Annotated in this window: 26 protein-coding genes; 22 read left to right on the top strand and 4 right to left on the bottom strand. The window is 74.1% G+C overall.

The window, feature by feature from the left end; all coding sequences use genetic code 11:
- Window positions 1-60: 60 nt before the first annotated feature.
- Window positions 61-486 (bottom strand): Fur family transcriptional regulator, encoded by a 426-nt coding sequence (locus ACQP1S_RS01490; protein WP_363671434.1) that lies wholly within the window; start codon window positions 484-486, stop codon window positions 61-63.
- Window positions 487-1,731: 1,245 nt separating this feature from the next.
- Here ACQP1S_RS01490 and ACQP1S_RS01485 point away from each other — a divergent pair.
- The 8 genes from ACQP1S_RS01485 (at window position 1,732) to ACQP1S_RS01450 (ending at window position 10,442) form a co-directional block, all read left to right on the top strand.
- On the top strand, window positions 1,732-2,283 hold the full coding sequence (locus ACQP1S_RS01485; RefSeq protein WP_091252017.1) for an SRPBCC family protein: 552 nt from the start codon (window positions 1,732-1,734) through the stop codon (window positions 2,281-2,283).
- A 2-nt stretch (window positions 2,284-2,285) separates the two neighbouring features.
- Entirely contained in the window at window positions 2,286-3,851 is a 1,566-nt protein-coding gene (locus ACQP1S_RS01480) for an AMP-binding protein (protein ID WP_432902246.1), read from the top strand.
- Window positions 3,848-4,621 carry a 2,3-dihydro-2,3-dihydroxybenzoate dehydrogenase gene (locus tag ACQP1S_RS01475; RefSeq protein WP_432902244.1) on the top strand — a complete coding sequence of 258 codons (774 nt, stop codon included), beginning with the start codon at window positions 3,848-3,850 and terminating at the stop codon, window positions 4,619-4,621. The genes ACQP1S_RS01480 and ACQP1S_RS01475 overlap by 4 nt, the downstream gene beginning before the upstream one ends.
- A gap of 24 nt (window positions 4,622-4,645) precedes the next feature.
- Window positions 4,646-5,296 (top strand): isochorismatase family protein, encoded by a 651-nt coding sequence (locus ACQP1S_RS01470; protein WP_432902242.1) that lies wholly within the window; start codon window positions 4,646-4,648, stop codon window positions 5,294-5,296.
- A 130-nt stretch (window positions 5,297-5,426) separates the two neighbouring features.
- Complete coding sequence (locus ACQP1S_RS01465; RefSeq protein WP_432902240.1) at window positions 5,427-7,409, top strand: chorismate-binding protein; 1,983 nt, start codon at window positions 5,427-5,429, stop codon at window positions 7,407-7,409.
- Window positions 7,410-7,438: 29 nt separating this feature from the next.
- Window positions 7,439-7,912, top strand: a complete 474-nt coding sequence (locus tag ACQP1S_RS01460) for an RrF2 family transcriptional regulator (protein ID WP_218108287.1) — start codon at window positions 7,439-7,441, stop codon at window positions 7,910-7,912.
- Window positions 7,913-8,127: 215 nt separating this feature from the next.
- A complete protein-coding gene (locus tag ACQP1S_RS01455) occupies window positions 8,128-9,354 on the top strand; it encodes an MFS transporter (RefSeq protein ID WP_432902237.1) in 1,227 nt (408 codons plus the stop codon).
- Window positions 9,351-10,442 carry an NADPH:quinone reductase gene (locus ACQP1S_RS01450; RefSeq protein ID WP_432902235.1) on the top strand — a complete coding sequence of 364 codons (1,092 nt, stop codon included), beginning with the start codon at window positions 9,351-9,353 and terminating at the stop codon, window positions 10,440-10,442. Before ACQP1S_RS01455 ends, ACQP1S_RS01450 begins: the two co-directional genes overlap by 4 nt.
- A gap of 16 nt (window positions 10,443-10,458) precedes the next feature.
- Here the strand turns inward: ACQP1S_RS01450 and ACQP1S_RS01445 are convergent, their stop codons facing one another.
- Window positions 10,459-11,241 carry an SAM-dependent methyltransferase gene (locus ACQP1S_RS01445; protein ID WP_432902233.1) on the bottom strand — a complete coding sequence of 261 codons (783 nt, stop codon included), beginning with the start codon at window positions 11,239-11,241 and terminating at the stop codon, window positions 10,459-10,461.
- A 192-nt stretch (window positions 11,242-11,433) separates the two neighbouring features.
- Between ACQP1S_RS01445 and ACQP1S_RS01440 the strand changes: the two genes are divergently transcribed.
- Complete coding sequence (locus ACQP1S_RS01440) at window positions 11,434-11,919, top strand: hypothetical protein (protein ID WP_091252036.1); 486 nt, start codon at window positions 11,434-11,436, stop codon at window positions 11,917-11,919.
- On the opposite strand, the gene ACQP1S_RS01435 is transcribed toward ACQP1S_RS01440, so the two are convergent.
- Window positions 11,884-14,229 (bottom strand): glycoside hydrolase family 65 protein, encoded by a 2,346-nt coding sequence (locus tag ACQP1S_RS01435; protein WP_432907695.1) that lies wholly within the window; start codon window positions 14,227-14,229, stop codon window positions 11,884-11,886. The genes ACQP1S_RS01440 and ACQP1S_RS01435 overlap by 36 nt on opposite strands.
- A 174-nt stretch (window positions 14,230-14,403) precedes the next feature.
- Here ACQP1S_RS01435 and ACQP1S_RS01430 point away from each other — a divergent pair, with 174 nt between their 5' ends.
- Window positions 14,404-15,033 (top strand): phosphatase PAP2 family protein, encoded by a 630-nt coding sequence (locus ACQP1S_RS01430; RefSeq protein WP_432902231.1) that lies wholly within the window; start codon window positions 14,404-14,406, stop codon window positions 15,031-15,033.
- Window positions 15,034-15,103: 70 nt separating this feature from the next.
- Here the strand turns inward: ACQP1S_RS01430 and ACQP1S_RS01425 are convergent, their stop codons facing one another.
- Complete coding sequence (locus ACQP1S_RS01425) at window positions 15,104-15,832, bottom strand: prepilin peptidase (RefSeq protein WP_432902229.1); 729 nt, start codon at window positions 15,830-15,832, stop codon at window positions 15,104-15,106.
- Between the two features lie 546 nt (window positions 15,833-16,378).
- Between ACQP1S_RS01425 and ACQP1S_RS01420 the strand changes: the two genes are divergently transcribed.
- From ACQP1S_RS01420 to ACQP1S_RS01365, 12 genes are all read left to right on the top strand, one after another.
- Window positions 16,379-16,942 carry a hypothetical protein gene (locus ACQP1S_RS01420; RefSeq protein WP_432902227.1) on the top strand — a complete coding sequence of 188 codons (564 nt, stop codon included), beginning with the start codon at window positions 16,379-16,381 and terminating at the stop codon, window positions 16,940-16,942.
- Window positions 16,936-17,859, top strand: coding sequence for a hypothetical protein (locus tag ACQP1S_RS01415; RefSeq protein WP_432902225.1), 924 nt, complete (start codon window positions 16,936-16,938; stop codon window positions 17,857-17,859). Before ACQP1S_RS01420 ends, ACQP1S_RS01415 begins: the two co-directional genes overlap by 7 nt.
- A 115-nt stretch (window positions 17,860-17,974) precedes the next feature.
- Window positions 17,975-18,625, top strand: coding sequence for an SAF domain-containing protein (locus ACQP1S_RS01410; protein WP_432902223.1), 651 nt, complete (start codon window positions 17,975-17,977; stop codon window positions 18,623-18,625).
- A 2-nt stretch (window positions 18,626-18,627) separates the two neighbouring features.
- Window positions 18,628-19,431 (top strand): AAA family ATPase, encoded by an 804-nt coding sequence (locus tag ACQP1S_RS01405; protein ID WP_091252045.1) that lies wholly within the window; start codon window positions 18,628-18,630, stop codon window positions 19,429-19,431.
- Complete coding sequence (locus tag ACQP1S_RS01400; protein WP_432902220.1) at window positions 19,421-20,971, top strand: CpaF family protein; 1,551 nt, start codon at window positions 19,421-19,423, stop codon at window positions 20,969-20,971. The genes ACQP1S_RS01405 and ACQP1S_RS01400 overlap by 11 nt, the downstream gene beginning before the upstream one ends.
- Entirely contained in the window at window positions 20,968-21,867 is a 900-nt protein-coding gene (locus tag ACQP1S_RS01395; protein WP_432902218.1) for a type II secretion system F family protein, read from the top strand. Before ACQP1S_RS01400 ends, ACQP1S_RS01395 begins: the two co-directional genes overlap by 4 nt.
- Entirely contained in the window at window positions 21,864-22,727 is an 864-nt protein-coding gene (locus ACQP1S_RS01390) for a type II secretion system F family protein (RefSeq protein WP_432902216.1), read from the top strand. Before ACQP1S_RS01395 ends, ACQP1S_RS01390 begins: the two co-directional genes overlap by 4 nt.
- Window positions 22,728-22,756: 29 nt before the next feature.
- Window positions 22,757-22,948 (top strand): hypothetical protein, encoded by a 192-nt coding sequence (locus tag ACQP1S_RS01385; RefSeq protein ID WP_432902214.1) that lies wholly within the window; start codon window positions 22,757-22,759, stop codon window positions 22,946-22,948.
- 68 nt (window positions 22,949-23,016) lie between these two features.
- A complete protein-coding gene (locus tag ACQP1S_RS01380) occupies window positions 23,017-23,466 on the top strand; it encodes a TadE/TadG family type IV pilus assembly protein (protein WP_432907692.1) in 450 nt (149 codons plus the stop codon).
- A gap of 158 nt (window positions 23,467-23,624) precedes the next feature.
- A complete protein-coding gene (locus tag ACQP1S_RS01375) occupies window positions 23,625-24,140 on the top strand; it encodes a TadE/TadG family type IV pilus assembly protein (protein ID WP_432907689.1) in 516 nt (171 codons plus the stop codon).
- 53 nt (window positions 24,141-24,193) lie between these two features.
- On the top strand, window positions 24,194-24,568 hold the full coding sequence (locus ACQP1S_RS01370) for a hypothetical protein (RefSeq protein WP_363671682.1): 375 nt from the start codon (window positions 24,194-24,196) through the stop codon (window positions 24,566-24,568).
- Between the two features lie 133 nt (window positions 24,569-24,701).
- Window positions 24,702-26,021 (top strand): LysM peptidoglycan-binding domain-containing protein, encoded by a 1,320-nt coding sequence (locus ACQP1S_RS01365; RefSeq protein ID WP_432902212.1) that lies wholly within the window; start codon window positions 24,702-24,704, stop codon window positions 26,019-26,021.
- The last annotated feature ends 170 nt before the right edge of the window (window positions 26,022-26,191 follow it).

Below are 26,191 nucleotides of genomic sequence, written 5' to 3'. Positions count from 1 at the left end.
AGCCGGGCGAAAGACGGCGGCCCGGTCACCGCCGGACGACGCGCAGCGTGCCCGCGTCGATCAGTGGGCGCACTGCGCGCAGGTGCCGAAGATCTCGAAGGTGTGCCCGACCTCGGTGAAGCCGTGCTGGGCGGCAACCTGGTCGGCCCACCGCTCGACCGCCGGCCCGGCCACCTCCACCGTGCTGCCGCACCGCCGGCAGACCAGGTGGTGATGGTGTCGGCTCTGGCTGCACCGGCGGAACAACTGCTCACCGCCGGGCAATCGGGTGGAGTCGATCTCCTGGGCGTCGACGAGCAGTTGCAGGGTCCGGTAGACCGTGGTCAGGCCGACCCGGGCCTTGCGGGCCAATAGCATCTGGTGCAGTTGCTGCGCGGTGTGGAAACCGTCGACCTCGCGCAGCAACGCCAGCACCTCGCCGCGCTGGCGCGTGTTCCGGGTCACGTTCGGCATCGCCTGGGTCACCGTACCGCCGTCTCCGCTCATCGCCTCGGCCCCCGACCGGCGGCCGTCGCTGCTCCTCGCCCCCGCCGGTCCGCGCGGAGGCCGTACCTATTATGCGCTGCGCATATGGGCACGCCACGGCCCGTGGCGGTCCGCAGACGGCGGGCACCCCACCCCGGCGGCGGTGCGGGGACCGGGCAGGCGACGGCCGGACCGGGCGACCGGGGTGGCCCGGTCGGGGACGATCGAGGGAACTGACGGGCGGATCAGGCGACGGCCGCGACCGGGCCGCAGGCCGTGGGTGCGTGGACCGTTGAGCGGCGCATACCGAACTCCAGTACACACCGCTGGCGGATATTCGTCACGGGAAATGGGCGCGACTGGTGCGCCGCAGCCTTCCGGCGGAGGCGTGGCGTGAAGTCGCTCCCTGGTCGGAAAAAGATGATCTGGCTAGCTCAGACCCACCATTACATTGAACATCGCAACTTCCCTCAAGCGGATGTCTCACACCTCTGTCGAGCGCCGAGTCTAGGACGTCACCGGAACCCTGACAAGCAATGTCCCGGTTATCGCCCGCCGCTCCACGACCGGCGAGCACACAGAGTAGCCGAACCGGGACCGGCAATCCGGCCGTCGACGACCGGGGCCACCGGCACTCGTCCCGCCACCAGCATCGAACGTCCGACCGACCAGCACCCTTGGTGGCACAGGGTGACCAGAACAAACTCCCCCACCCATCCGAAACCTGGGATGGGATCACTGGCGGCACCACCCGTCCGGGGGCGTCGACCCGACGGAAGTGACGGAGGTCATGTCGCCCTGCCCACTGTTCAATCGCCGCCCACCGGGAACGTTGATCAGCAGCTCGCCCCGAGTCGCCCGCCGCCCTCGGGACCGGCAGCGGGAGCAACCCACCCCCACCGGCGGCACTTCCCACATCTTGGGAGGTCTATCCAGCCCAAAAAGGTGACCCGGAGTCACGGATCAGGTCGATCCGTGCCACGCCGACGGCCTGAGCATAGATAAGGCACGATGGGTTGCTGCACAGAGTGACGGGGTGACCCGGCGTACCCGAGGTGCATTGCACGACCCCCGCGACGGACTTATGGTCTACCCGCACACCTGATCGAGAGTGATCAGTGCGGCACTCATAGTTACCGGCCTCGGCGTGTCACGTGGCACCACCGCACCGCGCACAGCCGGCGAAAGTCCGGTCGTTGTCGACCGTCCCGTGCCGTTTGTCGGCCATTGTGCGGCAGTTCGGCACGCCCTCGGGAGGAGGTTTCCGTGTTGGGTGCGAAAGGCCATCGCGAATTGTTCGCGGTGCACGGCGAAATCGAGGTACGAGCCACCCCGCAGCACATCTACGCGGTGGTCAGCGACCTACCGGCGAGTGGCCGGTGGAGCCCGGAATGCCAGGGCGGCGAATGGATCTCCGGCACCCCGGGCACGGTGGGCGCGGTGTTCCGGGGTGACAACGTCCGCACCGCCGACGTGGTGTCCTGGGCGCCGGTCGTGCGGGGCCAGTGGCAGACCACCGCCGAGGTGGTACGCGCCGCACCCGGCCGGACGTTCGCCTGGGCCATGCGCAACAGCGCCGGCGAACGCCAGGAGAGCGTCTGGTCGTACGAGATCAACGCCGCTCCGGGCGGCAGCCTGCTCGTCCACCGGTTCCGGATGGGTGAGCCGACCGAAGGCATCCGGGGCATCACCGCCGACCTCGACGCCGAGGCGACCGAGCGGTTCTTCACCCAGTGGACCGAGAAGCTGCGCGGCGACATCGACCTGACGCTCGCGCGGCTCAAGGCCTTCATCGAACAGTCCTCCGAGGGACGGTAGCCATGCTGCTGCAACGCGTCGCCAACCAGGGAATCCGACTCGGCACGGTCTTCGACCGGGCGCTCGCCCGGCACCCCGCCAGCCTGCTCATCCTCGACCACGACCTGGACGTGGCACCGGAACTCGGCCGCCGGATCACCATGGCGGAGATCGCGGACCTCGTCGACGACCTCGCCTCCCGGCTGTGGGCGGCACGCATCCGGCCCGCCGACCGGGTGGTGGTCTACAAGTCGGACGGCTTCGACATTCCACTGCTCGCGGTCGCCATCGCCCGCATCGGCGCGGTCCCGGTGCTGCTGTCGCCCAAACTGGACGGTGCGACGGTCGCCGAGCTGCTGCGCCGGGCCGCACCGGCGTACCTGCTCACCGACGAGACGAAGCTGACCGGCACCCTGCCCGAGGGCGTCGACGAACTGGCCGACGGGGTGCTGCTCGCCGCCGGCACCCACCCGGCCGGCACCGCCCTGGCCGAGTTGGCCGGCGCACCCCGGGTCCCGGCCGTGACCATGCCCGCCGACCACCCGTCGCTGGTCACCCACACCTCCGGCACCACCGGCATCCCCAAGATGGCCGTGCACACCGGCTGGTCGCTCCAGGCCCGCTACCGGCCGCAGGCCACCATCGCCGGGCTGGTCCGCCGCCGTGAACCGCTGCTGCTGCACGTGTCGTTCGTGCACTCCCGGGCGATCAGCGCGATGACGCTGGCGTTGTCGCGCGGCGTACCGCTGATCGTGCTCGCCGACGACGACCCGGCGCGCGCCGCCGAACTCCTCGTCCGGTTCCGGCCCGGCGTGATCGAGGCGCACCCCAACTCGTTCCTGCGCTGGGAGGAGTTGGCCGACGACCCGCGCCGGCCGCTGGCCAGCGTCCGCTACTTCAGCAGTACGTTCGACGCGATCCACCCCCGCACCATCCGCCGGATGCTGGCCGCCTCCGACCACCGCAACCCGAAGTTCGCCCAGCTGTACGGCCAGAGCGAGACCGGCCCGGTGGTCGGCCGGACGTACAGCCGGCGGTGGGAGCCGGAGCACGACGGACGCTGCGTCGGTGTGCCGTTCCCCGGCATGACCGACATCCGGGTGGTGTCGATCGACGGCCGGCCGCCGACGCGGGAGTCGCCGGGCCGGATCGAGGCCCGCAGCGACGGCCGGGCGATCACCTTCCTCGGTGAGCCGGAGCGCTACGCGGCCCAGGTCGACGGCGGCTGGTGGAAGATGGGCGACGTCGGCTACCGCACCCGGTGGGGCTGCCTGCACCTGCTCGACCGCGAGGTCGACGTGGTGCCCGGCTTCGGCAGCACCCTGGTCGCCGAGGACCATCTGCTGGCCCGGATGAGCGATCTGACCGAGGTGATCATCGTGGCCACCGAGGGCCGGCCGGTGCCGGTGGTCTGCACCCGCGACGACAAACCCCTGGACCTCGACGCCTGGCACGCGGCGGCCCAGGGCCTGCCGCCGATGGCCGACCCGGTGCACCGCCGGCTGGCCGACCTGCCGCACACCGCCACCACCAAGATCAAGCGCCTGGAGCTGGCCCGGCTGCTCGCCGCCGAAGGTGTCGATCGGTGAGCACCGTCGGCACGGCCCTGGTCACCGGCGCGGCCGGTGGGATCGGTGCCGAGGTGGCCCGGGCGCTCGCCCGACGCGGCACCCCGGTCGCCGCCGTCGACAGCGACGCCGACCGGTTACGGGCCACCGTCGCCGAGGCCCGCGCCGCCGGGCTGCCACTCACCGCGTACCCCGCCGACGTCCGGGAGGGTGCGGCGGTACGCGAGCTGGTGGACACCGTCGAACGGACGCTCGGGCCGATCGACGCCCTGGTGAACGCGGCCGGGGTGCTGCGCTCGGGTGAGGCGCGCGCGCTCACCGAGGACGACTGGCAGGTCACCTTCGCGGTCAACACCACGGGCGTGTTCCACACCTGCCGGGCGGTGGCCGACCGGATGGTGCCCCGACGACGCGGCACCATCGTCACCGTCGCCTCCAACGCCGCCGGCACCGCCCGCGCCGGGATGTCCGCGTACGGCGCGTCCAAGGCGGCGGCCACCGCGTTCACCAAGGCGCTCGGGCTGGAACTCGCCCGGTACGGCATCCGGTGCAACGTGGTCGCGCCCGGCTCCACCGACACCCCGATGCTGGCCGCGCTGCTGCCCGACGACGCGGCCCGGCGCTCCACCATCGGCGGGGTGCCGGAGGCGTACCGGGTCGGCATCCCGCTGGGCCGCATCGCCGACCCGGCCGACATCGCCGCCGCGGTGCTGTTCCTGATCTCCGACGACGCCCGGCACATCACCATGCAGCACCTGACCGTCGACGGCGGCGCCACGCTCGGCGTCTGAGCCCGACCGACCGAGGAGGAGACCGTGGGCATCCCGGACACCATTCGGTACGACCTGCCCGACCTGCCCGCCAACACCGTCGCCTGGGTGCCCGACCCGGCCCGCGCGGTGCTGCTCGTCCACGACATGCAGGGCTACTTCCTGCGTCCGTTCCCGCCCGACGTGCAGCCGGGCCGGGCCCTGCGGCACCACGCGGCCCGGCTGCGCGCCCGCTGCGCCGAGCTGGGCGTCCCGGTGGCGTACACCGCGCAGCCGGGGGCGATGACCGCGCTCCAGCGCGGCCTGCTGGCCGACTTCTGGGGGCCGGGGATGACCGCCGCGCCGCAGCACCGCCGGGTCGACCCGGCGCTCGCCCCCGCCGTCGGGGACTGGGTGTTCACCAAGTGGCGCTACAGCGCGTTCCACCGCACCGACCTGCTGGACCGCATCCGCGCCGCCGGCCGCGACCAGCTCATCATCTGCGGCGTGTACGCCCACGTCGGCGTGCTGGCCACCGCCTGCGACGCGTTCTCGCACGACATCGAGACGTTCGTCGCCGCCGACGCGGTGGCCGACTTCACCGCCGAGGACCACCGGATGGCCCTCACCTACGCGGCGAACCGGTGTGCCGTGGTGGCGTCGACCGACACCCTGCTCGCCGCGCTCCCGACCGTCACCGCACCGGCAGGGGTCTGAACCGCACGCCGGGGTGGCCACCGCCCCGCACCTCCACCCGCACCGCACCTCCACCCGCACCGCCCCGCACCGGCCGCCCGGCCGCCCCACCGGCCGGGCGGCCAACCACCACCACGAGAGGAGGCGGCCGATGTCCGCAGAGCACCGACCACCGTCCGACCCGGCCGCGTTGCCACCCGTCGACCCGACCGGGCGCCGCCAGCCGTTCGCCCTGCTGCACCGGCCGTACGCGCACGAGTACGGCTGGGTCGACGTGCTCGCCGGCCCGGTCACCCCGGTCGACCGGCTGGCCGACCTGCCCCTGCCCGATCCCGCGCGGACCCCGACGGGTGAGGACCTGCTGGTCCTGGTGCCGTACCGGCAGGTGGCCGAGCGGGGCTTCGACGCCCCCGACGACGGCACCCCGCTGCTGGCGATGCGGGTCGAACGGCAGGAGGTGCTGCCGCTGGCCGAGGTGCTGCGACGCATCCCGGACGGCGAGATCCCGATCGGCCCCGGCGACTACGACCTGTCCGACGACGCGTACGCCGGGCTGGTGCGCGCGGTGCTCGACGCGGAGATCGGCAGCGGGCAGGGGGCCAACTTCGTCCTCAAGCGCACCTGGATCGCCGACCTGACCGGGGACCCGCTGACCGCCGCGCTGCGGTTGTTCCGTCGGCTGCTCGCCGCGGAGAACGGCGCGTACTGGACGTTCCTGGTGCACACCGGCGACCGGACGCTGGTCGGGGCGAGCCCGGAACGGCACGTCAGCCTGGCCGGCGGGCGGGCCGTGATGAACCCGATCAGCGGCACCTACCGGTACCCGGACTCCGGGCCGACGGTGCCCGGCGTGCTCGACTTCCTCGCCACCTCCAAGGAGACCGCCGAGCTGTTCATGGTGGTCGACGAGGAGTTGAAGATGATGGCCCGGATCTGCCCGGACGGCGCCCGGGTGCGCGGGCCGTACCTGCGGGAGATGGCCCGCCTCGCGCACACCGAGTACCTGGTGGAGGGGTGCACCGACGCGGACGTGCGGGACGTGCTGCGGGAGACGATGTTCGCGCCGACCGTGGTCGGCAGCCCGTTGCAGAACGCGACCCGGGTGATCGGCCGGTACGAGCCGACCGGCCGCGCCTACTACAGCGGCGCGCTGGCCCTGATCGGCCACGACGGGGACGGCCGCCGGACCCTGGATTCGACGATCGTGATCCGCACCGCCGACATCGACTCCGGCGGCCGGCTGCGGCTGTCGGTCGGTGCGACGCTGGTCCGCGACTCGGACCCGGTCGCGGAGGCGGCGGAGACCCGGGCGAAGGCCGCCGGCCTGCTGACCGCCCTGCACGCCCAGCCGGTCGGTGGGCTGGCCGCACATCCGGGGGTACGCCGGGCGCTGCGGCAACGCAACGATCGGGTCGGTCGGTTCTGGCTGGCCCCGGAGCTGTCCGGGGTCCGGGACCCGGCACCGCCCGACGACGTCGATCCGGTGCTCGGCGGCCGACGGGTCCTGGTGGTCGACGCCGAGGACACCTTCGCCGTCATGCTCGGTCAGCAACTGCAGTCGCTGGGGCTGGAGGTGACGGTGTGCCGGCACGACGAGCCGTTCACCGTCGACGCGTACGACCTGGTGGTGGCGGGGCCCGGCCCGGGTGACCCGCGCGACGACGGCGACCCGAGGATCCAGCTGCTGCGGGACACGATCGGGGCGCTGCTGGCCGACCGCCGCCCGTTCCTCGCCGTGTGCCTGAGCCATCAGGTGCTGTGTGACCTGCTGGGCATCCCGTTGCACCGGCTGCCGGTGCCCAACCAGGGGGTGCAGAAGGAGATCCGGTTGTTCGGTGCGGCCCGCCGGGTGGCCTTCTACAACACGTTCGCGGGGCGCTGCCCGACCGGGCGGCTGCCGGACGGGCGGCACTCCACGGCGGTGGAGGTGATCCGGGACCCGGCGACCGGAGAGGTGTACGCCCTGCGGGCGGCCGGGTTCGCGTCCGTGCAGTTCCACCCGGAGTCGATCCTGACCGAGGACGGGGTGGGCATCCTGCGGGAGTTGCTGCGGGAGCTGCTACGCGCGCTGCCCCGGCCGAGGGTGGGATCGGAGCGCGGATATTCGGCCGTCGGCGTCGACTCCCGAAGCTAACCAGGACGTGTACTATCCTGGTTGTGCGGATGAGCGAGCAGGTCGAGTGGGGGCTGCACTGCTGCCTCACCCTCGCCTGGATCGGCGGCGAACACCCGATGCCCGCCGCCCGGCTCGCCGAGTGGTTCGAGCTGCCCCCGGCGTACCTCACCAAATGCCTCCAGGCCCTGACCAGGGCCGGCATTCTCCAGTCGGTGCCCGGCGCGCGCGGTGGGTTCCGCTTCGCCCGCCAACCGGCGGACGTGACGGTGATGGACGTGATGGTGGCGATCGACGGGGCCGACAACCCGTTCCGGTGCACCGAGATCCGCCAGCGTGGCGCGGGGGTGGACCCCTCCGCGCCGGAGTTCCGCACCCCGTGTGCCATCAGCACCGTGATGCACCGCGCCGACCTTGCCTGGCGGCGCGAGCTGGCCGGTCACACCCTGGCCGACCTGCTCGATTCGGCTCCGGCGGGAGCGGCCGAGCGCACCCGGCGCCGCTACGCGCTGCTGCGCGGCTGACGCCCCGCCCGCCACCTCCGCGACCGCCGACCGACCGTCGGCCCGCGCCCCACCGCCCGGTGGCCCGCCCACGCCTGCACCATCGGCCGGCGATCCCGGTCATCGGGTCGGGCGGTTCCCCCTGCCGCCCGACCCGATGACCGTCCACACCCGAATCCCCGTGCCCGGCGCGGTCCGCCGCGCCGCCGCATGCCGTCCCGCCAACCGGAGACCTCATGTCCCACCTGCACACCCGCACCGACCCAGGGCCGGCCACCACCGCCGGGCCCGGCCGGGGCCTACGGTTCACGCTGATCCTCGCCGCCGGCACCTTCGCCGTCGGCACCGACGCGTTCGTGGTCGCCGGACTGCTGCCCGACATGGCCGACTCGCTGCGGGTCTCCACCGCAGCCGCCGGGCAGTCGGTGACGGTGTTCGCCCTCTCGTACGCGATCCTCGCCCCGGTGCTGTCCACCCTGACCGCCCGGCTGCCGCGCCGTACCCTGCTGGTCACCGCGCTGCTGGTACTCGCCGTCGGCAACCTCGTCTCGGCGGGTGCCGACACGCTGCCGGTGCTGATCGTCGGCCGGATCGTCGCCGCCGCCGGCGCCGCCGCGTACACCCCCAACGCCGGCGCCGCAGGTGCCTCGCTGGTGCCGCCGGCACTGCGTGGTCGGGCCCTGGCCGTGGTGATCGGCGGGCTCACCGTCGCCACCGCGCTGGGCGTCCCGCTCGGCGGCCTGACCGGCCGGTGGCTCGGCTGGCGGGCTGCGCTCGTCGCGGTCGCCCTGCTGGCGCTCGCCGTCGCGGTGGCCGTCCGGCTGGCCATGCCCGCGCTGCCCGGTGCTCCGGCCGTGCCGTTGCGCGCCCGGTTGGCCGCGTTGCGCCGACCGGGCGTACTCGCCGTGCTGCCGCTCACCGTGATCGGGATGGCCGCCTGCTACACCGTCTACGCCTTCGCCGTGCCGACCCTCGGCGCGCTCGGCGTCGGCGCTTACCAGGTCAACCTGATGTTGCTGGTCTACGGGGTGGGGGCGGTCGTCGGCAACGTCGCCTCCGGCTACGCCACCGACCGGTGGGGCGCGGTGCCGGTGCTGGTGACCGGGTACGCGGCGATGGCCGTCGCGCTGGGCGTGCTCGGCGCGCTCAGCACCGCCGGGTCCGCCCCGACGATCCTGGTCGCGCTGCTGGTCGGCGCGTGGGGCGCGGCGAGCTGGTGTCAGACCCCGGCACAACAACACCGGTTGATCGCCGCCGCGCCGCAGCAGGCCCCGCTGGTGGTGTCACTGAACTCGTCCGCCATCTATCTCGGCATCGGCCTGGGCACCACCGCCGGCGCCGCCGCGCTCCCCTCCGGCGTGCCCACCATGTACGCCCTCGGCGCGGCCGGGGCCGTGGTCGCCCTGCTGGTGCTCCACCTCGGACAGCGGATCACCCGACGTGCCGGGGCGGTGGCGTCGTGAGCGCCGCGACCGGCCCCGGCCGGGGCCCCACCGCCCGACCGATGCCGACCACCGGACGGCCGACCCCACCGGCCCCCCGGCCCGGCCGGCCCGGCGCGACGGAGACCACCCCCGCCGCGTACGTGGAGCGGACCGGGCCGGCCGAGTCGATCCGGTTCGGCGCGCTGCCCGCACCCGGGCCGACGCCGACCGAGGTGCTGGTCGGGGTGGAGGCGAGCCCGGTGAACCGGGTGGACACCTTCGTCCGGTCCGGCGCGTTCGCCACTGCGCTGACCTTCCCCTTCGTCGTCGGGCGGGACCTGACCGGGACGGTGCTGCGGGTCGGCGCGGCCGTCACCGGCTTCACGCCCGGCGACCGGGTGTGGTGCAACAGCATGGGCCACGCCGGCCGACCCGGTGCCGCCGCCGGCCTGGTGGCGGTGCCCGCCGACCGGCTGTACCCGGTGCCCGCCGGGGTGGACCCGCTGGTGGCGGTGGCGGTGGCACATCCGGCCGCGACCGCGTACCTCGCCCTGGTCACCCACGCCCGGATCCGGCCGGGCGAGGTGGTGCTGGTGATCGGTGCGGGCGGCAACGTGGGCAGCGCCGCCGTCACCCTGGCCCGCGCCGCCGGGGCCCGGGTGGTGGCGACCGCGCACCCCCGGGACGCCGACTTCTGCGCCGGCCTCGGCGCGGAGCCGGTGGTCGACTACCGGGACGTCGACTGGGCGTCGAAGGTCCGCCGCGCGTGTCCGTCCGGGGTGGACGTGGTGGTGGACGCGGCCGGGATCAACGACCTGCCCACCACCGTCGGCCTGCTGGCCCCCCGGGGCCGGGTGCTGGTGCTGGCCGGGCTGGGGACCGCCCCGACGCTGCCCGCCGGGGAGCTGTACCTGCGCGACGGGGCGGTGCTGGGCTTCGTGATCTCGCACGCCACCGTCGCCGAACTCGCCGACGCGGCCCGGGCGATCAACGCGTTGCTGGTCGACGGCCGGCTGCGGGCCCGGACCGTCGAGACGCTCCCGCTGGCCGCCGCCGCCGAGGCGCACCGCCGCGCCGAGGACGGCCTGCACGGGGTACGCACCCTGCTGCTGCCCGACCAGGTGTGACGACTGCGGGCGGCGGTCAGCGACGCAGGCCCATCCCGGCGTAGCCGTGGGAGATCCGTTCCCGTGGCTCCCCGTCGGGCCGCCAGTCGGCCACCCGGACCAGCCCCGGGTCGACCAGGTCGTACCCGTCGAAGAAGCGCAGCACGTCGGCGTGCGGGCGGGGCACCAGCGGGGCGCTGCTGCGTTGGTAGACCGCCCGCCCCTGCCGGGTGGGCAGCGGCGGGGCACCGTCCATGGTCAGGTGGGACACGACAAGGGGGCTGCCGGGGACGGTCGCCTCCCGCAGTCGGGTGACGGCGGCCCACGGTTGCTCGGCGTCGGTGACGAAGTGCAGCACCGCCACCAGCAGCACGGCGACCGGGCGGCCGAAGTCGATCACCGCCCGGACGTCGGGGTGGGCCAGCAGCTCGTCCGGGTGACGCAGGTCACCGTGGGCGACGATGGTCCGCCCGTCGACCGGCAGCAGCCGCCGGGCGTGCGCGACGGCGACCTCGTCGTAGTCGACGTAGACCACCGTCGAGTCGGGGGCGACCTGACGGACGATCTCGTGCACGTTGCCCTGGGTGGGCAGCCCGGCGCCGATGTCGAGGAACTGGCGTACGCCCAGCTCGGCGGCGTGCCGGACGGCCCGGCGCAGGAAGTGCCGGTTGGCCTGGGCGGCGATCCCGGTGTCCGGGAAGATCCGCAGGATCTGCTCGGCGGCGGCCCGGTCGGCGGCGAAGTTGTGGCACCCGCCAAGGTAGTAGTCGTACATCCGGGCCACGTTCGGCCCCTGTTCGGCATCGATCGGCGTGGTCATCCGGCCCTCCCCTTCCCCTCGTGCCCGTCGGTGCTGCGCGACGCCCCACCGGTGCACGGCGGGCCCGTCGCGCCTGATGTCTAGCACCCCGGGCGACGAGGTGTTGACCCGCCGTGTCGGCGAGCCGGCTGCCCGGGACCGCCCCGGGCCGGTATGACGGTGACACCGACCGTCAGCGAGGAGGTATCCGAGATGAACACTGACCGGGAGACCGTGGAGGTGGACCCGGCCCTGTTCCGGGCCGTGTACGACTCACCCGCCTCGCTGCCGGGGCGGCACCGCTGGACCACCCCGGAGCACGACGTACGCCGGCTGGAGAAGCTGCTCGGGATGCCGGCGCAGAGCATCGGCGCACCACTGTGGGTCAGCGGCGACGAGCCGGACTGCCCCAAGTGCGGACGCCGGACCACCTGGCTGGACATCGTCGCCTCGGCCCTCAAGGGCGTGCACGACCCGGCGATGATCGCCACGGTGATCCTCGGTGACCGCCGGTACGTCAACACCGAGGTCCCGGACGCGATCGCCGGGGTGCACTGCCTCGACTGCCACACCCCGATCACCGGGCTGCGCAGCTTCAAGTGCCACAACTGGGCGTACGCCTTCGAGGAGCTGGCGGTGGTGCGGGAGCGGATGCGGGGCGGGTCAGGCCCGACGGGCCGGCCGCCGGCCGGGCGGTGACGGCGGCTCCGGCCCCGGGTCGGGCACCGGCGGCATCGGCCGGGTGACCGCCGCCGCGCCGGTGACCGTGACCGGTTCCCCGGCGTGCCGCAGCGCGACCGCCGTCGCCGGGTCGGCGTCGGGCAGTTCGTAGCGGGCGCCGTCCCGGGTCAGGGTGACCCGCAGCCGGTGCCCGTGCCAGCGCAGGTGGAAGGCGAGCCGGTCGAGCCGGGCCGGCAGCCGGGGGTCGAACGACAGCTCCCCGGTGTCGTCGCGCAGCCCGCCGAAGCCCTCCACCACCGCCGTCCACGCCCCGGCCAGCGCGGCCAGGTGCAGCCCGTCGCTGGTCTTGTCACCGAGGTCGGCGAGATCGTGCAGGGCCGCCTCGGCGAACAGGTCGTACGCCAGGTCCAGGTGGCCCAGCTCGGCGGCGAGCACCGCCTGGGAGCCGGCGGACAGCGACGAGTCGCGGACCGTGCGGGCCTGGTAGTAGGCGAAGTTGCGGGCCTTCTCCTCGGCGGTGAACTCCCCCGGGAAGCGCTGCATGGCGAGCACCAGGTCGGCCTGCTTGACCACCTGCCGCCGGTACAGCTCCAGGTAGGGGTAGTGCAGCAGTAGCGGGTAGTCGTCGTCGGTCATCGCCGCGAAGTCCCACTCGGGTTGCTCGGTGAAGCCCGCCGCCTGCTGGTGCACCCCGCGCTTGCGGTCATAGGGCAGGTGCACCGCGTCGGCGGCGGCCCGCCAACCGGCGATCTCCTCCGCGTCGACGCCGAGCGCGGCGGCCCGCTCCGGGTGCCGTCCGGCGGCGTCGGCGGCCCCCCGCAGGTTGCGCCGGACCATCAGGTTGGTGAAGACGTTGTCGTCGACCAGGGCGGCGTACTCGTCGGGACCGGTGATCCCGGTGACGTGGAACGCGCCGTCGTCGGACCAGTGGCCGTAGCCGGCCCAGAGCCGGGCCGTCTCCACCAGCAGCTCCAGCCCGGTGTCGACGAGGAACTCCTGGTCGCCGGTGGCCGTGACGTAGCGCAGCACCGCGTCGGCGATGTCGGCGTTGACGTGCAGGGCGGCGGTGCCGGCCGGCCAGTAGCCGGAGCACTCCCGGCCGCCGATGGTGCGCCACGGGAAGGTCGCCCCGGTGAGCCGCAGCTCGGCGGCGCGATCCCGGGCCTCGGGCAGGTGGGCGCGCCGCCAGCGCAGCGCACCCCGGGCCACCCCGGGCAGCAGGTACGTCAGCACCGGCAGCACGTAGCTCTCGGTGTCCCACAGCACGTGCCCGTCGTAGCCGTTGCCGGTGAGCCCCTTCGCCGCGATCGTCCGGTCGCCGTCGACCCGCCCCGCCTGGAGCAGGTGGAACACCGAGAAGCGGACGGCCTGCTGCAGCTCGGCGTCGCCGTCGATCTCCACGTCGGCGGTGCGCCACCGCTCGTCGAGCACGGCCCGCTGGTCGGCCAGCAGCGCGTCGAAACCGTGCCGCCGGGCGGCGTCGACCTCGGTGGTGACCAGGTCGGCCAGCTGGTCGGGGGTGCCGTCGTCGACCGGCGCGCACTCGTACGCGGCGTACTTGGTGAGCTGCAGTTGCCCGCCCGGCGCGAGCCGACCCTCGACGGTCATCCGCAGCCGGTCCGGGGTGTGGTCGTCGCCCTCGGTGAAGCCCGCCGGGACCGTCGTCTCGTGGGTCACCGCGACGGCGACCCGCTGGGCGCTGCGCTCGGTGCGGTGCACCAGCACACCCCGGTGGCCGTCCGGGCGGTGCAGCTCGGCGTCGAGCGGATCGTGCACGACCGAGGCGGCCCGGGGGTCGTCGGCCCGTTCCGGCACCCGCTCGTTGGCCAGCACGTCCGCGCAGACCCGGATCTCGACCGGCCGGTCGTCCAGCGGTTCGACCTGGTAGCGGACGGCGGCGACGGCGTGTCGGGGCAGTGAGACCAGTCGGGTGCTGCGGACCCGCACCCCGTGCCCGGCCGGTGAGATCCACTCGGTGTGCCGTTCCACCACGCCGGCCCGCAGGTCGAGGGTGCGCTCGTGGGCGCGGACCGTCCCGGTGCGCAGGTCCAGCGGTTCGCCGGCCACCCAGAGCCGGATCAGGGCGGCGTTGGGCGCGCTGATCACGGTGTCGCTGTCCTGCGGGAAGGCGTACCCGTCCTCGGGGTAGCTCTGTTGCCGCCGCTCGTGGAGGCCGTTGAGGTAGCTGCCCGGCATGCCGTAGGGCTCGCCCTCGTCGAGGGTGCCCCGCCAGCCCACCCAGCCGTTGCCGAGGGCGAAGACCGACTCGGTCTCGCCGAGTCGGTCCAGGTCGGTGGCGGTACGCCGGATCTGCCAGGTCTCGTCCATCTGCACGGCGGGGTGGTACCCGGCGACGGCGGGCGGTCAATCGCGGGGGCCGCTGTGAACTCGCTGTGACGCAGGCGGCGAACCGCCGCTGCATCCCGCAGCATGTGACTGTTCCACCCGTTTCCTGTGCCTGGATTACGCTAAAAGCGGTATGACTCTTTCGTGAGGTGAGCAATGAACCAGGCTATTACCACGGACATTCCCGATATCAGTGAGCAGTGGTACCGCGACGCCGTCGAGGTGGCCGACTCCACCCCGGCCCCGGTGCAGTGGTTCGCGGTGCACTTCACCGAGGCGGTGATACTGCTGCTCGGCCTGCTCCTGGTGGCCGTCGCCGTGCCCCGGCTGCTCCGCGCCGACCCGTGGGGCCGGGCCCTCGCCCTGGTCGCGCCGGCCACCGTCGTCCTGGCGTACGGGTGCAGTGAGGCGCTCAAGTCACTGGTGGACGAGGACCGGCCGTGCCGGGGTGCGGCCACCATCCTGGCCGGGCAGTGCCCGCCGGTGGGCGACTGGTCGTTCCCGAGCAACCACGCCACCATCGCCGGGGCGCTGGCCACCGCCGTGCTGCTGCTGTCGCCCCGGTGGGGTCTGCTCGCCGCGCCGCTGGCCCTGCTCGCCGCGCTCTCCCGGGTCTTCGTCGGCGTGCACTACCCGCACGACGTCCTCGCCGGTCTGCTCCTCGGCGTGGCGGTGACCCTGCTGGTCACCCCGTTGGCGGCCCGCGTTCTCGCCGAGACACTGCGCCGCCGCTCCACCACGGCCCTCCGGGAACCGGTCCCCACCGCCCCCGGCCCCCGCCACTGAGCGGGACCGACCCTGACCGCTGAGCGGCACCGGCCCCGGCCGCTGAGCGGGGTCAGCGGCCAGGGCCTGCTCAGCCGGTCAGGAGGAGGGCGGCGCAGGTGCCGGCGACCAGGAACGGGCCGAACGGCAGGTGGCTGGACCAGCCGACCCGGCGGGATGCCAGCAGCACCACGCTGACCAGCGCCGACAGCAGGAAGGTCAGCACCAGGCCGGTCACCAGCAGGCCCCAACCGTGCCAGCCGAGCAGCGCCCCGGTCCCCAGCGCCAGCTTGGCGTCGCCCAGGCCGAAGCCCCGTCGGCCGAGCAACAGCGTGGTGGCGGCGAAGGCCAGCCCGAGCGCCGTACCGGCCGACACCGCGCGCAGCCATGGCCCGGCACCCGCCCCGGTCAGCGCGGCCACCCCGAGCAACGCCCAGGTGCCGGCGGCGGCGGGCCAGGTCAGCCGGTCCGGCAACCGGTGCACCGCCAGGTCCACCAGGATCAGTGGGATCACCCAGCCGAGCCACCAGGCCAGCGCGGCCCGCTCGGCCAGCACGCCGTCGACCAGCACCAGCACCGCCACGGCCGCCAGCAGCAACGCCTCGACCGCGAGCGGCGCCGCACCGATCCGCCCCCGGCAGGCCGGGCAGCGGGCCGCCGGCCCGAGCGCCGGCAGCGGCCGGTCCAGCCCGATCGGCGCGCCGCAGCCGTCGCACCCGGCCCGGTCCACCACCCCCGGGGGTACGGCGTACCGGGCGACCGCGAGCCGCAGCACCGGCACCACCGCCAGCGCCCCCGCCAGCCGCCGCCCGAAGAACACGGAGGGTGACTTCCCGTGGGGGCCGGGATAACGGTCCGATATCGAGATGGTGTCCGGAGTGGACGTCGGTCCGACCCTTACCCCCTCAGGCGGTTTTGGGGCGGTGGCCGAGACGGACCGGGAACTGATCGGACCAGCCTCCTCGACCCGCCCCATATCCCCCGGTGACGCGGGCGGTTCGACGGCCGGGCCGATCCGATCGGCGGGCACCGGCCCACGATCGGCCGGCACCGGTCGCCCCGGCCGGCCATCCTGGACATCGCCCACCTTCGGTCACTCCTGCCCATCACTGAGAGTGCGCGGCTGAATTGCCTCTGTTGCATCGGCGCACGTCAGCCTATGCTCGCCCCTTGGGTGGGACGCAACCCCGAGCAGCCGCGTCAGCGCCCACACCGGACCACACGCTCCACAGTTGGCAGAAGATCCGCACAGGTAAATGCCGCAGCACCCGGACATGTCCGATCGACATCATCCCGGCGTACCGCCGCATGCCCGGAGGCCGCCACGATCGCCGCCGCCGGGTAGTACCGAGGAGGGGCACGGCAAATGCGTACTAGGCATTCCCGCCGCTGGACCACCTGCCTGGTCGTCGCCGTGGTGGCCGGCTCCGCCGCCGGCTGCGGAAACTCGCCGGAGACGACCAGCGCGCCCGCCCCCCGGCCCGCCAGCGACACCCGCCAGCCCACCGAGGCGGAACGGACCGCCGAACGGGCCGCACTGGCGGCGTACGCCGGCTATCTGGACGCCTCCCGCGAGGCGAGCCGGGACAGCGACCCCCGCCACCCGAAACTGACCCGGTTCCTGGCCGACCCGCTGCTCACCCGGGTCCGGGTGGCCATCGACGCCACCCGCCGACACGGCGCGGTACGCACCGGGACGCTCAAGTCCGCACCCACCGTCACCGCCGTCAGCCTGGACGGCGACCCGCCGACCGTGGAGATCCAGGACTGCCTGGACGCCACCGGCTACCGGCTGGTCTATGCCAAGGACAAGCGGGTGGTGCCCGGTTCCGGCGGAAGCCGGCACCTGGCGACCGCCACCGCGACCCGCTACCCAGACGGCCGGTGGCTGATCAGCGCCGGCGCGGCACACGAGGACCAGCCATGTTGACCTGGAGAAACCCGCACCTCCCCACCCGTCGGGTGCTGGCCGGCCTGCTGCTGGCGGTGCTGGTCGCCGTGCTCGCTCCGCCACCACCGGCCCAGGCCGCCGGGCCAGGGGTGGAGTGCCCACCGGGGCAGAACGACTGCAGCGTCTGGGACGACGACCCGGGCACCCCCGGCGACCCGGGTGGTGGCACCGGTCCGGGCAGCCCGAACAGCCCCGGCGCCACCCCGAAGTGCCAGTGGAACGGCAAGCCGCTGCCCTGCTACAACGAGTTCCTCGGCTGGTTCGACAACTCCAGCGGCTGCTACTACAAGCTCGCCGAGCCGCAGCCCGAGGCCCCCGATGGCCAGGTGTGGTACGTCCGGACCTGCAACGGCGGTGACCTGGGTGACCAGACGACCGTGCTGCTCGACGGGCCGCCGCCCGGGTTCGGCACCCCGCCCGACCCGGAGGAGCTGGCCCGCCGGGCGCTCGCCTCGATCAGCCTGCTGCCGCCCCGGGCCTCGGTGGCCCCCCGGCGCAGCATGGGCCCCGGCCTGGTCGGCCTGCCGGTCTGGATGTGGGCCAGCACCGGCCGGAACTACTTCGGCCCGCTCGACGCCTCGGCCAGCGACCGGGGTCTGACCGTGACGATCACCGCCGAGGTCGAGCGGATCGTGTGGACCATGGGCAACGGCAAGAAGATCACCTGTGCCGGCCCCGGCACGCCGTACAAGGCGACCGGTCCGAACGCCGGCAAGAAGTCGCCCACCTGCGGCTACGACACCGGTTACGCCAAGGCCGGCAACTACCGGGTCAGCGCCACCACCTTCTGGAACGTGCACTGGGAGGGCGGTGGTCAAAGCGGCGACATCCCGCAGACCCGCACCAGCGGCGTGGTCGAGATCCAGATCAAGGAACTCCAGGTGGTGACCCGATGAGCCCCGGGAGTGAGCCGACCCTGCCAGCCCCGCAGTCGCGAACGGAGATTGTTCCAGTGAGCGCGAGGAGTGAGCCGGTTTTGCGAGCCCCGCAGTCACGAACGGAGTTGTCCCAGTGAGTCTGGCCACCCGCAACGGCGGCCCGGTGGATGCGCCGGTCGCCCCGCCCAAGGTGGTCCGGCAGCGCCGTACCCGACCCGGCCTGCTCGGGCTCGCCGTGCTGCTGATCGCGTTGGGCGGCCTCGGCGCGGCCTTCGCGGTCACCTCGGTCCGGGCCACCGGCAGCTACCTGGCCATCGCCCGCCCGGTCGAGGTGGGTCGTATCCTGACCGCCGACGACCTGGTCAGCGTGCAGGTCTCCGGGGGTGCCGGGCTGTCCCCGGTGCCGGCGAAGAAGCGGGACGAGGTGGTCGGCAAGCGGGCCGCCGTGTCGCTCGTCCCCGGCTCGCTGCTCACCATGGCCCAGCTCACCGACGCCCCGCTGCTCAGCCAGGGGCAGCAGCAGATCGCGCTGGGCCTGGAGCCGAGCAAGGTGCCGGCCCGCAAGCTGCACCCCGGTGACAAGGTGCTGCTGGTCAGCACCCCGGACGAGGACGCCGACAACCAGCCCACGGCCACCCGGTTCACCGCCACGGTGATCGACGCGGTCGCCCCCGAGAACGACGACGTGGTGGTCTACCTGGCGCTCGCCGTCCGGGACGTCCCGGCGGTGGTGGTGCTGGCCGCGCAGGACCGGATCGCCCTCGTGCTGACCGAGGCGGCCTGATCATGGCCATCATCGCGCTGGTCTCGGCGAAGGGCTCACCCGGCGTCACCACCACGGCGCTGGCCTGCACCCTGAGCTGGCACCGGCGGTTGGTGCTCGCCGAGTGCGACCCGGCCGGCGGTTCGGTGCTCGCCGGCTACCTGGGCGGCGCGCTCGACGGGCCGCGCGGCATCGGTGAGCTGGCCGTGGGTGAGCTGCGCGACGGCAGCCTGGAGTCGACGTTCTGGTCCCAACTGGTCGACCTGGACGCGCCGAGGCGGGAGCGGCTGCTGCTGCCCGGTGTGGTGGACCCGGCGCAGGCCGGCAGCGTCACCCCGCTGTGGCAGCGGTTCGCCGACTTCTTCCGCACCCTGGAGAGGGGCCGCCCCGGCTACGACGTGATCGTCGACTGTGGCCGACTCCAGGTCTTCGGGCCGCCCTGGCCGCTGCTGCGCGCCGCCGACGTGGTGTTGCTGGTGACCCGGGCGCAACTGCCCGGCCTCTCCGGCACCCGGTCGATGATCCGGGCGATCGAACGGGACTTCACCGACCACCGGGTCCCGCCGGGCACGCTGCGGCTGCTGGTGGTCGGCGACGGGCACGGCAACGCCGAGATCGGCAAGGCGTTGGGAGTGCCGGTGATCGCCCGGTTGCCGGAGGACGCGCGTACCGCGCAGGCGCTCAGCTTCGGCGGCACGGTCCGCGCCGGACGGCCGCTGCTGCGCGCGGCGGCCGCGTTGGAGGCCCCGGTCCGGGAGTTGCTGGAGCAACGGCGGGCCCGGTTGGCCTGGCCGACCCCGGCGCAGGGGGTGCCGGATGCGGTTTGAGCCGGTCTCCCACGACCCGCGCACCCCGCCGCCGGGGGCCACCTCCACCATGCCGCCGCTGCCACCGGCGAACGGCCGGCACCACACCCCCGCGCCGTCGCCAACGCCCGCCCCGCCCGCCCCGCCCGCGCCCACCCCGCCGCCCCGGCCACGGGTGGACTTCGCGGTGGTCCGGGAGCTGCGCCGGGAGCTGAGCGAACGGCTCACCCAGTGGCAGCGCGGCCGGGAGTTCGACGCCGACGCCGAGGAGGTCGAGCGGGCCCGGCTCGCCGTCGCGGTGGTCTCCGGCTACGCCGACGCGGTACGCCGGGCCGGCACCCCGCTCAGCGCCGACGAGGAACGGATCCTGCTCGACCAGGTGACCGCCGAGCTGGTCGGGCTGGGCCGGCTCCAGACCCTGCTGGTCGACGACACCATCGAGGAGGTGCACATCCTCGGCTGTGACCAGGTGCGCATCACCCGGCACGGCGGTGGCGTCGACTGGGGCGAGCCGATCGCCGACAGCGACGACGAGCTGGTGGAGATCCTCCAGGCGGCGGCCCGCCGGGCCGGGGCGACCGAGCGGTCGTTGTCCACCTCCAAGCCGACGCTGGACCTGCAACTGCCCGACGGCAGCCGGTTGGCGGCGGTGTTCCTGGTCAGCCACCGGCCGTACGCGGTGATCCGCAAGCACAACACGTTGGACGTCAGCCTCGACGACCTGGCCGGCAGCCGCCCCGACCTGGACGAGATGATCGATCCGCTGCTGCGCGACTTCCTCCGGGCGTCCATGCGGGCCGGGTTGAACATCATGGTCGCCGGGCTGGCCGGGGCCGGCAAGACCACTGTCATCCGGGCGCTGATGGACGAGATCCCGCCCGACGAGCCGTACGTGCTGCTGGAGGAGAGCCGGGAGCTGCTGCCGGCCCGGCGCGGGGACAAGCACCGGGCGGTGATGAGCTTCGAGTCCCGGGAGGGGCACGGCGAGCGCGGCCTGGACGGTCGCCCGGCCGGCGAGGTGAGCATCGCCGACCTGATCCCGGTGTCGCTGCGGATGGGCGTGCTGCGGATCATCGTGGGCGAGGTCCGGTCCCGGGAGATCGTGCCGATGCTCCAGGCGATGACCACCAGCCGGGGATCGATGTGCACCATCCACGCCCGTACCCCGGCCGGGGTGAGCGAGCGGATCATCGAGCTGGCGCTGGCGTACGGCCGGGAGATGACCGTCGACCAGGCCCGCCGGATGGCCGGCAACGCCCTCGACCTGATCGTCTACGTCACCGTCGAGGACGAGACCGCGATCGGCGGACGCAAGCACCGGTTCGTCTCCCACGTGGAGGAGGTGATCGGTGTCGGCGACGCCAACCGGATCACCACCACCACCGTCTTCGGGCCCGGCCCGGACGGTCGGGCCATCCCCCGCCACCTGCCCGAACGGGTCCGGGGGCAACTGCTGCGGGTCGGCTACGACGCCCGGCTGCTGTCCCGTTTCATCGAGGCCGGGGCGGGCGCCTGGCGTCGTCCCCGGCACAGCCGCCTCGCCCCGGTGGTGCGCCGATGAGCACCATCGAACTGCTCGCGGTGGTCTCCGGGGCGGCCTGTGTCGGTGGGATGGTGCTGGCCGTGGTGGCGTTGTTCGGCACCACCAAGCCGACCCGACCGACCCGCACCTCGACCACCGGGCTGCGCCGGCTCTGGCTCGGCTCCGGCACCAACCGGCGGGACCAGCGGGCCCACCAGATGACCCTGGGCGCGGCGGCGGTGGCGGGGGCGCTGGCCTTCCTGCTGACCGGGCTGCCGGTGGTGGGGCTGATCGTGGCGGTGGCGGTGCCGGGGGTGCCCTGGCTGTTCGCGGTGGGCCGGGCCGAGGAGCGGGCCATCACCCGGATCGAGGCGGTCGGCGAGTGGACCCGCCGACTCAAGGACGTCTCCAACACCGGGCAGGGCCTCCAGCAGGCGATCGTCGTCACCATCGCCACCGTCCCGGACCAGATCCAGGAGGAGGTACGACTGCTCGCCGCCCGCCTCCAGGCCGGCTGGACGGCCCGGTCCGCCCTGCTGGCGTTCGCCGACGAGATCGGCGACCCGGTCTGCGACCAGGTGGTCGCCGCGTTGATCCTGCACCTGACCGACCGGGGGGAGCGCCTCGGCGACGTGCTCGGCTCGATCGCCTCGGCCGCCTCCGCCGAGGTGGCCACCCGGCGTGAGGTGGAGGCCAAACGCACCCAGCCCCGGTTCGCGGTCCGCTTCCTCACCGGGATGACCCTGGCCGTGCTGGCGTACGGGCTGGTCAACACCGAGTACGTCCGGCCGTACGGGACGTTCTTCGGTCAACTGCTGATGGCGACGCTCGCGACGGCGTTCATCGCCCTGCTGGTGTGGGTACGCGCGATGAGCCAGCCCCCGCCGCCGCCCCGGTTCCTGCCCAGGCCCGACCCGGCGGAGCTGGTCGCATGACGCTCAACTGGCAGCTCACCATCGCGGTGCTCGGCGGGGCCGCCGTCGGGCTCGGAGTGTTCCTGCTGGTCCGGGAGGCGTTGCCGGCCTCCCCGGCGCTCGGCCCCGCGCTGCGCCGGCTGCACCAACCGCCGGGCACCGCCGTCGTCGCCGGGCGGGGGCCGGACTGGTTGGGTGGCTTCTCCCGCTGGCTGCGCCCGCCGCACCGTCAGCTCGCCCTGCTCGACCAGACCCCCGAGCAGTACGCCATGTCGATCCTGCTCTCCGCCCTGGTCGGGCTGGCCACCCCGACGGTGGCGGGGGCGCTGCTCTTCCTGGCCGGGGTGAGCATGCCGGTGGTCGTACCGGTGCTGGGCAGTCTGGGGTTGGCGCTGGTCTGCGCGCTGCTCGCGCACCGCACGGTGCTGGCCAAGGCGGACACCGCCCGGGATGAGTTCCGCGCGGCGGTCTGCACCTACCTGGATCTGGTGGCGTTGCAGCTGTCGGCGGCGCACGGCCCGGTGCAGTCGCTGGAACGCGCGGCGGCCGTCTGCGACGGCTGGGTCTTCGCCCGCATCCGGGAGTCGCTGCGGATCGCCCAGATGCAGATGCACTCGCCCTGGGACGAGCTACAGGAGCTAGCCGAGAAGATCGGCATCCCGGAGCTGGGTGACGTCGGAGCGATCATGCGGTCCTCCGGCAGCGAGGGCGCCCAGGTGCACGAGACGCTGCGCAGCCGCGCCGAGTCACTCCGGGACCAGATCCGCACCGACAACCTGGCCCGCGCCGAGGGCGTCACCAGCCGGCTGGACATTCCCGGCTCGCTGCTGGTCTTCGTGCTGCTGGCGTTCGTCCTCTATCCGTTCGTCGCCCGCCTCTGAGCAACCCACCCCGAGAAGGAGCCCTCCCCATGCAGCTCGTCACCTTCCTCTACGTGGCCACGGTGGCCCGTCTGGCCGAGCTACGCCGCGAGGCGGAGCGGGGCGACAGCCCCGTCCCGACCGCCGTGATCATCGCCGGCCTGGTCACCGCCGGGATCGCGGTCACCGTTCTGGTCAAGTCCAAGGCCGAGGCCTGGATGAACGGCATCCCGACCAAGTGACCCGCGTCCCCCCGGCCGGCTCACGCCGGGACCGGACGGCCCCCACCGCCCGGTCCCGGTGCGCACCCCTGCGCGCATCCACGGCGGGACGGGCCGTCCTGACCGGGCTGCGCGGTGCCGGTTGGGCCGTCCGGCGGAGGCTCACCGCCGGGGGTACGGACCGGGGGGCCAACCCCGTGGAGCTGGCCGTGGTGATGCCGGCGGTGCTGGTGCTGCTCTTCGGCTCCATCCAGATCGCCGCCTGGTTCGTGGCCCGGTCGACAGCGATGCACGCCGCCCAGAGCGGGGTGAACGCGCAACGGGTCCTCGACGCTCCGGCGGGGGCGGGTGAGGCCCGCGCCAGGCGTTTCCTCGGTGCCGCCGGGGACTGGCTGGTCGGCGCGAGGACCACCTGCGCCACCACCGCCACCGAGGTGACCTGCACGGTCACCGGGAAGTCCCTGAGCGTCATCCCGGCCGTCCGGTTCGACGTCCGGCAGACCGCCCACGGCACCGTCGAACGGTGGACGAACCCGTGACCGCCCACCCGCCCCGGCGCACCGGGCGTACCTGGCGCGACGTGCTGACCCGGCCCGCCCGAGGACGTGCCCGGGGCGACCGGGCCGTCGTCCACCCCCCGCGATCCGGCAGCCCCGACGGGGTGGTCGGGCAGGCCGCCGGGCGTCACCCGGGCGACATGTCGGTGGACCGGGCGGCGGGACGTACCCGGGGATCGACGCCGGCCGACCGGGCGGCGGGGCGTACCCGGGGATCGGTGTCGGTGGAGGTGGCGGTGCTGGCCCCCGCGTTCCTCGCGTTGCTGATGCTGGCCGGGGTGGCCGGCCGGGTCGCCGTGGCCGACGAGGCGGTGGAGGCGGCGGCGCACGACGCCGCGCGGGCCGCCTCGATCGCCCGCGACGCCGGCACGGCGGAGAGCGCCGCCCGGACGGCCGCCCGGCGGCAGCTCGACTGGCGCGGCCTCAACTGCACGAGCGCACCCCAGGTCACGGTCTGGGGGTCGACCCGCAACTCCGACCGCACCTCGCTGAGCACGGCCTTCCGTAGCCCACTCGGCGAGCCGGTGAGCATCTGGGTCCGGGTGCGCTGCACGGTCTCCTTCGCCGGCATGCGCTTCCCCGGGCTGCCGATGGGCGACAAACGGGTCGAGGCCACCTTCGGCTCCCCGCTGGACCGTTACCGGAGCCGGCGGTGATCCCGCGTCCGACCGGCGACGAGGGCCGGATCAGCCTCTTCCTCGCCGTCACCATGATCGGCGTCCTGGCGATCATCGGCGTCGCCTACGACGGCGCGGGTCAACTGCGCACCCTGCAACGCGCCGACGACCTGGCCGCCGAGGCGGCCCGCAGCGGCGGTCAGGTGATCGACCGGGCCGCCGCGATCGAGGGGCGACCCAAGGTGATCGACGAGCCGGGCGCCCGCGCGGCCGTCACCCAGTACCTGCGGGGCAACTCCGACGTGACCGGCCAACAGGTCAGCTTCCCGGTGGTCGCCGGTGAGAAGCAGATCCGGGTACGGGTCACCGTCGTCTACCGCCGGCACATGCTCGGCCTGATCGGCATGGACCGCACCGTCACCGTCTCCGGCGAGGCGACCGCCCGCTCCCTCACCGACCGCCCATGAGCCCGTCGACCTGGCGGATTCCGTCTGTTGCGCACCCAGACCGTAGGCCCGCTCACCCGGTACCCCCGCACCGAGACCGTAGGCCCACTCATCCGGTGTCCCCGCACCGGCAGACCGTAGGAAGGAGGGCAGCATGACCACATCACGTGGTTCCACCGCCCGACGTACCGGGCAGTTGCTCACCGGCTTCGGATCGCTGGTGGTACTGGTGGCGTTGCTGGTCGGCGCACCGGTCGCCCTGCTCGCCTTCGCCGGCAACCCGCTGCCGGACCACCTGCCCACCCTCACCGAGGTCGGCTCCGTGCTGACCAGTCGGGACGACGGCCAGCTCTTCATCCGGGCACTGGCACTGGTCGGCTGGTTCGGCTGGGCGACGTTCGCCTTCTCGGTGCTGGTGGAGATGGGTGCCCAGGTCACCCGCCGACAGACGCCCCGGCTGCCCGGGATGAGCCGGCAGCAGCGGGCGGCGGCGGCCCTGCTGGGCTCGGTCGCGCTGATCCTCGCGGCCAGTCCGGCGGCGAGCGCGGCGGTGACGCTGGCCCAGCCGCTCCCGGCCGCCGCCGGCACCGGCGTGGCGACCACGCTGGACACCTCCCGCACCGGGCTCGGTGCCGCCCCCAGCGCCGGCCTCGGTGCCAGCGCCGGTGTCACCCACGGCGCGGTCCCCGGTTCCGGCCTCGGTCCCGTCCCCCGGACCGGCCTCGAGGACGGGAAGTCGACGGCGAAGCCGGTGTACCGGGTGGCCCGGGGTGACTACCTGGGTGAGGTGGCCGAACGCTACCTGGACGACTTCGACCGCTATCCCGAGGTCGCCCGGCTCAACCACCTGCGCGACGCCGACCGGATCCGGCCGGGTCAGCTCATCAAGCTCCCCACCGAGGCCGACGACACCGGTGCCCGCCGGCACGCCAGCGGCCACCTCGTCCCGGGTACGCCCCGCAAGCCGTCCCCGCGCCCGCCGGTCACCACGCCGGGCACCCCCGGCGGCCATGCCGACCCGCAGCCGGGCGGTCCGGCCTCGCCGACCACCCCGGGCAAGCCCACCAACCCGGTGACCCCCGCCACCCCGAAGCCGACCGGAAAGGTCGGACCGGCCACCCCGCAGACCGCCACCCCGCAAACCGCCCAACCCCCGGCCGAGCGACCCGTCGGGGTGCCACCGGCGATGGCCGCCGGAGCGTCCCGGGCCACCCCGGACGACGCGATCAACCGGCCGCTGGCCGTCTCGGCGGTACTGGCGGTGGCGAGCATCGTCGGCGCGCAGATCGGCGCGGTACTCGGCCTGCGCCGCCGCCCCGCACGGGTGGTGGCCGGCCGCACCTCGGCCGCCCGGATCGCCGCCGCCCGCATGTCCACCAACCGCACCACCACCGGCCGCGCCTCGGGCCGCTCCATGGGCAGCCGCGCCTCCGCCGCCCGCGACCTGGTAACCGGCCGCCACCGCCGCGACTGACCCCCACCCACACTCCTCGCCCCGCCCCGCCCCGCCGCCCTGCCCCACCCGGCCGACCCCACCCGGCCTTACCCACCCCGCCCCGGCCGCCTCGCCCCGGACGCCCCGCCCCCGGACGCCCCGCCCCGGCCGGCTCGCCCAGTTGATCAAGAGGTTTGCGTCAAAGTTGA

Source organism: Micromonospora matsumotoense (assembly GCF_050951065.1).
Taxonomy (GTDB): domain Bacteria; phylum Actinomycetota; class Actinomycetes; order Mycobacteriales; family Micromonosporaceae; genus Micromonospora; species Micromonospora matsumotoensis.
The sequence above is the reverse complement of the archived record's forward strand: the minus strand, read 5'-3'. Positions and strand labels throughout refer to the sequence as shown.

Coding starts and splice junctions, on each gene's coding strand:
- ACQP1S_RS01490 (WP_363671434.1), bottom strand. CDS start 486: ATGAGCGGAGACGGCGGTACGGTGACCCAGGCGATGCCGAACGTGACC.
- ACQP1S_RS01480 (WP_432902246.1), top strand. CDS start 2,286: ATGCTGCTGCAACGCGTCGCCAACCAGGGAATCCGACTCGGCACGGTC.
- ACQP1S_RS01465 (WP_432902240.1), top strand. CDS start 5,427: ATGTCCGCAGAGCACCGACCACCGTCCGACCCGGCCGCGTTGCCACCC.
- ACQP1S_RS01460 (WP_218108287.1), top strand. CDS start 7,439: ATGAGCGAGCAGGTCGAGTGGGGGCTGCACTGCTGCCTCACCCTCGCC.
- ACQP1S_RS01455 (WP_432902237.1), top strand. CDS start 8,128: ATGTCCCACCTGCACACCCGCACCGACCCAGGGCCGGCCACCACCGCC.
- ACQP1S_RS01445 (WP_432902233.1), bottom strand. CDS start 11,241: ATGACCACGCCGATCGATGCCGAACAGGGGCCGAACGTGGCCCGGATG.
- ACQP1S_RS01440 (WP_091252036.1), top strand. CDS start 11,434: ATGAACACTGACCGGGAGACCGTGGAGGTGGACCCGGCCCTGTTCCGG.
- ACQP1S_RS01435 (WP_432907695.1), bottom strand. CDS start 14,229: ATGGACGAGACCTGGCAGATCCGGCGTACCGCCACCGACCTGGACCGA.
- ACQP1S_RS01430 (WP_432902231.1), top strand. CDS start 14,404: ATGAACCAGGCTATTACCACGGACATTCCCGATATCAGTGAGCAGTGG.
- ACQP1S_RS01420 (WP_432902227.1), top strand. CDS start 16,379: ATGCGTACTAGGCATTCCCGCCGCTGGACCACCTGCCTGGTCGTCGCC.
- ACQP1S_RS01415 (WP_432902225.1), top strand. CDS start 16,936: ATGTTGACCTGGAGAAACCCGCACCTCCCCACCCGTCGGGTGCTGGCC.
- ACQP1S_RS01405 (WP_091252045.1), top strand. CDS start 18,628: ATGGCCATCATCGCGCTGGTCTCGGCGAAGGGCTCACCCGGCGTCACC.
- ACQP1S_RS01400 (WP_432902220.1), top strand. CDS start 19,421: ATGCGGTTTGAGCCGGTCTCCCACGACCCGCGCACCCCGCCGCCGGGG.
- ACQP1S_RS01395 (WP_432902218.1), top strand. CDS start 20,968: ATGAGCACCATCGAACTGCTCGCGGTGGTCTCCGGGGCGGCCTGTGTC.
- ACQP1S_RS01390 (WP_432902216.1), top strand. CDS start 21,864: ATGACGCTCAACTGGCAGCTCACCATCGCGGTGCTCGGCGGGGCCGCC.
- ACQP1S_RS01385 (WP_432902214.1), top strand. CDS start 22,757: ATGCAGCTCGTCACCTTCCTCTACGTGGCCACGGTGGCCCGTCTGGCC.
- ACQP1S_RS01375 (WP_432907689.1), top strand. CDS start 23,625: ATGTCGGTGGACCGGGCGGCGGGACGTACCCGGGGATCGACGCCGGCC.
- ACQP1S_RS01370 (WP_363671682.1), top strand. CDS start 24,194: ATGATCGGCGTCCTGGCGATCATCGGCGTCGCCTACGACGGCGCGGGT.
- ACQP1S_RS01365 (WP_432902212.1), top strand. CDS start 24,702: ATGACCACATCACGTGGTTCCACCGCCCGACGTACCGGGCAGTTGCTC.